This window comes from Mesorhizobium yinganensis, assembly GCF_040081985.1.
GTDB classification, from domain to species: domain Bacteria; phylum Pseudomonadota; class Alphaproteobacteria; order Rhizobiales; family Rhizobiaceae; genus Kumtagia; species Kumtagia yinganensis.
The window spans coordinates 1-4,002 of record NZ_JBEBMH010000077.1 but is presented as its reverse complement, the minus strand read 5'-3'; the positions used below and the strand labels follow the sequence as shown (position 1 = coordinate 4,002).

The following is a 4,002-nucleotide window of genomic DNA, read 5'->3' as shown; positions in this document are numbered from 1 at the left end:
CTGCTTCTCTTCGAGGGTATAGGACTTGCGCCGGCGTGCGGGCGCTGTCTCGCCCCGAAGATCCCCGCCAATCATTCCGTCCAACGGGATCGTGTCCATTAAGCCCCACTCATGGACACCATCTTCAGCATCCCGAGCCCGATCGTTAGCCGATCCGAACACCACTACGGAAGGCGGTCATGACCGGGCGCTTACAGACTATCCTTCTCCACGTGCGACCAGCGCCGGCGTCTCTCTAACGACGTGATCACCTCAACTCGCCGCGGCGTCATAGGGCTACTCCTAGGATTAGCCCTAGGACTTCCGACGTTCCCCCTCAGCCTACAAGGCGGCATTCACCGGAGGGATACCCTGCACCGCCGAATGGCCGTCTACGTGCTCGACGCGAACGGCGACCTCTTCATTCTCGGTCACCGCCGGATTATCCGCGAGAGCAGGTCGTCATCTATGTCGGTGTGCTCAGTGAGGGCGGCTATCAATTCTCGGGCGTGACGACGCGCCAATGCGTCATCAATCGTGGTGTTGCCAACCAGAGCCCAATAGGTGGTTCGAACGATATCGAAGTCTAGCGCAGAAATTCCGCCGCTGAAGTCTTTGCAGTCCATCGCTTTCATCCTGAGTGGGCGAAAGCGCTATCCTCTTCCAAGCGCCCGCTTGCCTTGCCGGTCCGGGCGACAAATCAACGTATGCGAACTTCAAGCGTCTGGCTATGTACAATGATATAGAGCTTAGCGGAAAGGTTTTTGCAACCGCGCTTCACGAATCAGCGACGACCAGTTCATGCCGAGCAACGCGACAAGATCGGTTGCCTGCACTCCAGTTATGCCGGTTTCCTTTGCCAGCCGCACGGCGGCTGCACGCGCTTGAGTGCGCTGCGCGTCTTCGTTGTCTAGGGGCATTCGGGGTTCCATTCCCCCTCAAGGGGCCGAACATGCTTTTCACCGAAAGGTTCGCAAATGAATGCGCGAGTCGTTGCGGCCATCTCGATTGTAATGGTTACAACATTGCATGTTGCAACTCGCACGGTCTGTCAGTATGTGCACACCGTCAATTTCGCAGCGAACCAGACGGGCATGGCTATGCAGCGGGCGGAAGTGAATGTGGCCGGACAGCCAATGCAGGTGAAGGTTTCTCGCCTCGGCGCCGGTCTATGGGCAGTATCTGGTGATTTCGCCGACCGCGAGATTGTCGTGGTGGATCGCAGTCCCGACGCGGCGCTCGACCGCTGGCGGGCGACAGCCGCCGACGACTGGCGCGCTGCGGCCTGAGCCCTGGCGCCCAGCCACGTCGCGGCCGGCGATCAAGGCGTGACACCATCTCGTGCTTTCGCCGCTTCGAAAGCGCCCGCCACAGATCGGCTTCCCGCGTCGCGCCTTTCTGGAAGACGCGGATGACCTCTGCGGCAAGTTCCTCCCTCTGGTCTCGGTCCCTTTGAGCCAGACGGCGCTCGTCACAGAGCCGGTCGAATACCTTTTGGACCATCGCCAAATCGATCGGTGTGAGCATGCCCAGTGTATTGTGAGAAAGCCATGACGCTTTCCTCCCTCATTGTGAGGCGAAAGCGTGATGGACTCTTTCAAGCGTCCGTAGCCATATCGATCGGACGACGTGCAACTTGCCGTTAGAGCCGTCGATGCTTCCCCGTGCGCGCAGCGCCGAGTGCTTCGGCTAATTCGCCGACCGGTTCTTCGACAGCAAGTCTTTTATTATCACCAAGCACCCTGTCGAACACCAGCACCGAACCGCCACCGCCGGGAAGCGCCTCGGCAATCCACGCCATGTTCACAAGAATGGGCTGGCCATCCCTTTTGGTGAGCTGAAGCCACATCGGGTCATCTCGCTACGTCAACTCTAATTATACCGAAATATGATTTCAGTTTCGTAAATTGGCCCGGCCATCTCGCGGCAGCCGGGCTGATCGTCACGACCGTCCGCTAAGTCGTTCGTTGCTTCCGAAGGATAGAGCGGGCGCCGCCCTTGCCCGCAAATGTCAGACGATGAAATCGCTCGCAGCGAGCACATAATGCCCCGTGAGAACGATTTGGAACTCCACGGAGGCGTCGTTGTCGATGTTGCCGGCCACCACCGTATCGCCCGCCGCATTATAGGCATAGCGTAGTTCGCCAGGGCTGTTCGAGATGAATGTGTCTCTGCCGATGAACACAAATGCCTGGTTGCCGGAGAAAGTGGCGTCCGCGTCTGCCTTGGAGAAATCGATCAAATCGTCATAGCCAGAACCGTCATTGACCTGAAAATCGGTGATTACGTCGCGGCCCGAGGCGCTGGTCATCTCCGCGACGCTGACGAAACGGAAAACATCGTCGCCCGAGCCGCCCGACATCAGGTCGCTGCCGACGCCGCCCCAGATTTGGTCGTTGCCACTTTCACCATAGATATCGTCGTCGCCGAGCCCGCCCAGCAACCTGTCGCTGCCGCCATTGCCGTCGATGATGTCGTGACTGCGCCCGCCGAACAGCACGTCGACCGAATTCGAGCCGCTCAGATTGCGCGCGGCCGTGGAGGTATCGACCACGAAGTCGCTACTGATGAATTCGGTGCGGGTGACGTCCGCGATTTCAATCACGTGGCTGACGCCGCCCGTGTAAGCGTTGAGAATCGAGCCGCCATCTGCGGTACTGCCCAGCAGTGCCTGGACTTGGGTGAAGTCGGACACGCCCCAGGTGCGCAGGTCGATCCTGTCGTAGCCCAATTCGAAGTCGGCGATGTAGTCGTCGCTCAGCCCGGTCGAGCGGGCGCTGGTGTGGAACCAGTCATTGCCGGAGCCGCCATAGAGCGTGTTAATGCCGCTGTCGCCATAAATGTCATCGTCGCCCGAGCCGCCATACAGCGTGTCGTTGCCGGCCCCGCCCGAAATGAAGTCGTCGCCCTCATAGCCGTAGACCTTGTCGTTGCCGCCGTAGCCGTAGATGTCATCGCTGGCAGAGGTGCCGGGGATGGTCTCGCTGCTGTTCGTGCCTTTTATTAGTGCCATGTATGCGATTTCCTATCTTCCGAAGCGCCCGTCGTTTAGGGCGGCTGGGTGAGCAGAGGTGAACGGACGCTGTAGGCTCCGCACGTAGAGAAGGTTGGATAAGCCAACCTTGCGCCAACGCGGTCAGAAGCGCGCTAGTTCCACCTTGTTATTCATCACTGTCGCTTCCTATCAGGCGATCAAAGAAGAAGCGTGCGACGCGTGATATTCTGGAGATCGGCGAAAAGCTCAATGAGATCAAGACTGCGCTGGAACATGGCCAGTTCCTCGCATGGGTTCGCTCCGAGTTCGACTGGACCGAGCGCACCGCCAACAACTACATGAACGCCGCATCTGCTTTTGTCGGCATCAAATCGGAAACAGTTTCCGATTTGACCGTCTCGTCGGTTTACGAACTGGCGCGAATGGTCGAGCCGGTGCGCAGCTCAGTCATTCAGAAGATCGAGGCCGATCGCCCAACGACTGACGGTATTCTGGCGTTGGTTGAGAATGCGAAACAAAAGGACCGCGGTCAAGGCGTTCGCAAAACAGAAGCGGTAGCCGATCGGCGAGGCGCATGAACGCGTGGAAGCAGCTTGAATGCAGAAAGAGAAGCGGGAACGTGCAGCCAAGGAGAAACAGCGCCGCGAACGCCGCGAATTCGAACTCTCGCAAGGGGCAAGGATGATGTCGCACAAGAACATGCCCGCGTGGGTCTCGCCGAACTGCTGACCGAGCGCCTCGGCGCGGCTGTCGAGAAGGCCGCGCAACTGCTCAGAGAGTCTCATGCCGACTCGGTGGAACTAGCGCACCGGATCACCGGCTCGCTCTGGGGACGTGACCTGAGACCCTGAACTTCCTCCAGATTTGGGTAGAGTCCGTCGATCATGGAGACGGATGATGCGACCTTCGAGGTTCACGGAAGAACAGATCATCGGGATGCTGAAGGAGCAGGAGGCCGGTGCGAAGACGGCGGATGTCTGCCGCAAGCACGGCATCTCGGCTGCGACCTTCTACAAGTTCAAGGCGAA

Annotated in this window: 8 protein-coding genes; 4 read left to right on the top strand and 4 right to left on the bottom strand. The window is 59.1% G+C overall.

What is annotated here, in order from left to right; translation table 11 throughout:
• Positions 1–410: 410 nt before the first annotated feature.
• Entirely contained in the window at positions 411–605 is a 195-nt protein-coding gene (locus ABMA59_RS36965) for a hypothetical protein (protein ID WP_349010304.1), read from the bottom strand.
• A gap of 123 nt (positions 606–728) precedes the next feature.
• A complete protein-coding gene (locus ABMA59_RS36960) occupies positions 729–899 on the bottom strand; it encodes a hypothetical protein (protein ID WP_349010303.1) in 171 nt (56 codons plus the stop codon).
• Between the two features lie 57 nt (positions 900–956).
• Here ABMA59_RS36960 and ABMA59_RS36955 point away from each other — a divergent pair, with 57 nt between their 5' ends.
• The gene (locus ABMA59_RS36955; RefSeq protein WP_349010302.1) at positions 957–1,268 is read left to right on the top strand and encodes a hypothetical protein; all 312 of its coding nucleotides are present in this window, start codon (positions 957–959) and stop codon (positions 1,266–1,268) included.
• Between the two features lie 353 nt (positions 1,269–1,621).
• Here ABMA59_RS36955 and ABMA59_RS36950 read toward each other — a convergent pair whose 3' ends face one another.
• Complete coding sequence (locus ABMA59_RS36950) at positions 1,622–1,828, bottom strand: hypothetical protein (protein WP_349010301.1); 207 nt, start codon at positions 1,826–1,828, stop codon at positions 1,622–1,624.
• A 162-nt stretch (positions 1,829–1,990) separates the two neighbouring features.
• Positions 1,991–2,992, bottom strand: a complete 1,002-nt coding sequence (locus ABMA59_RS36945; protein ID WP_349010300.1) for a calcium-binding protein — start codon at positions 2,990–2,992, stop codon at positions 1,991–1,993.
• Between the two features lie 98 nt (positions 2,993–3,090).
• Between ABMA59_RS36945 and ABMA59_RS36940 the strand changes: the two genes are divergently transcribed.
• The 3 genes from ABMA59_RS36940 to ABMA59_RS36930 form a co-directional block, all read left to right on the top strand.
• Positions 3,091–3,552 carry a DUF3102 domain-containing protein gene (locus ABMA59_RS36940; protein ID WP_349010305.1) on the top strand — a complete coding sequence of 154 codons (462 nt, stop codon included), beginning with the start codon at positions 3,091–3,093 and terminating at the stop codon, positions 3,550–3,552.
• Positions 3,553–3,571: 19 nt separating this feature from the next.
• Complete coding sequence (locus ABMA59_RS36935) at positions 3,572–3,703, top strand: hypothetical protein (RefSeq protein ID WP_349010299.1); 132 nt, start codon at positions 3,572–3,574, stop codon at positions 3,701–3,703.
• A gap of 168 nt (positions 3,704–3,871) precedes the next feature.
• A partial coding sequence (locus ABMA59_RS36930; RefSeq protein WP_349010177.1) for a transposase occupies positions 3,872–4,002 on the top strand: 131 nt, incomplete at its 3' end.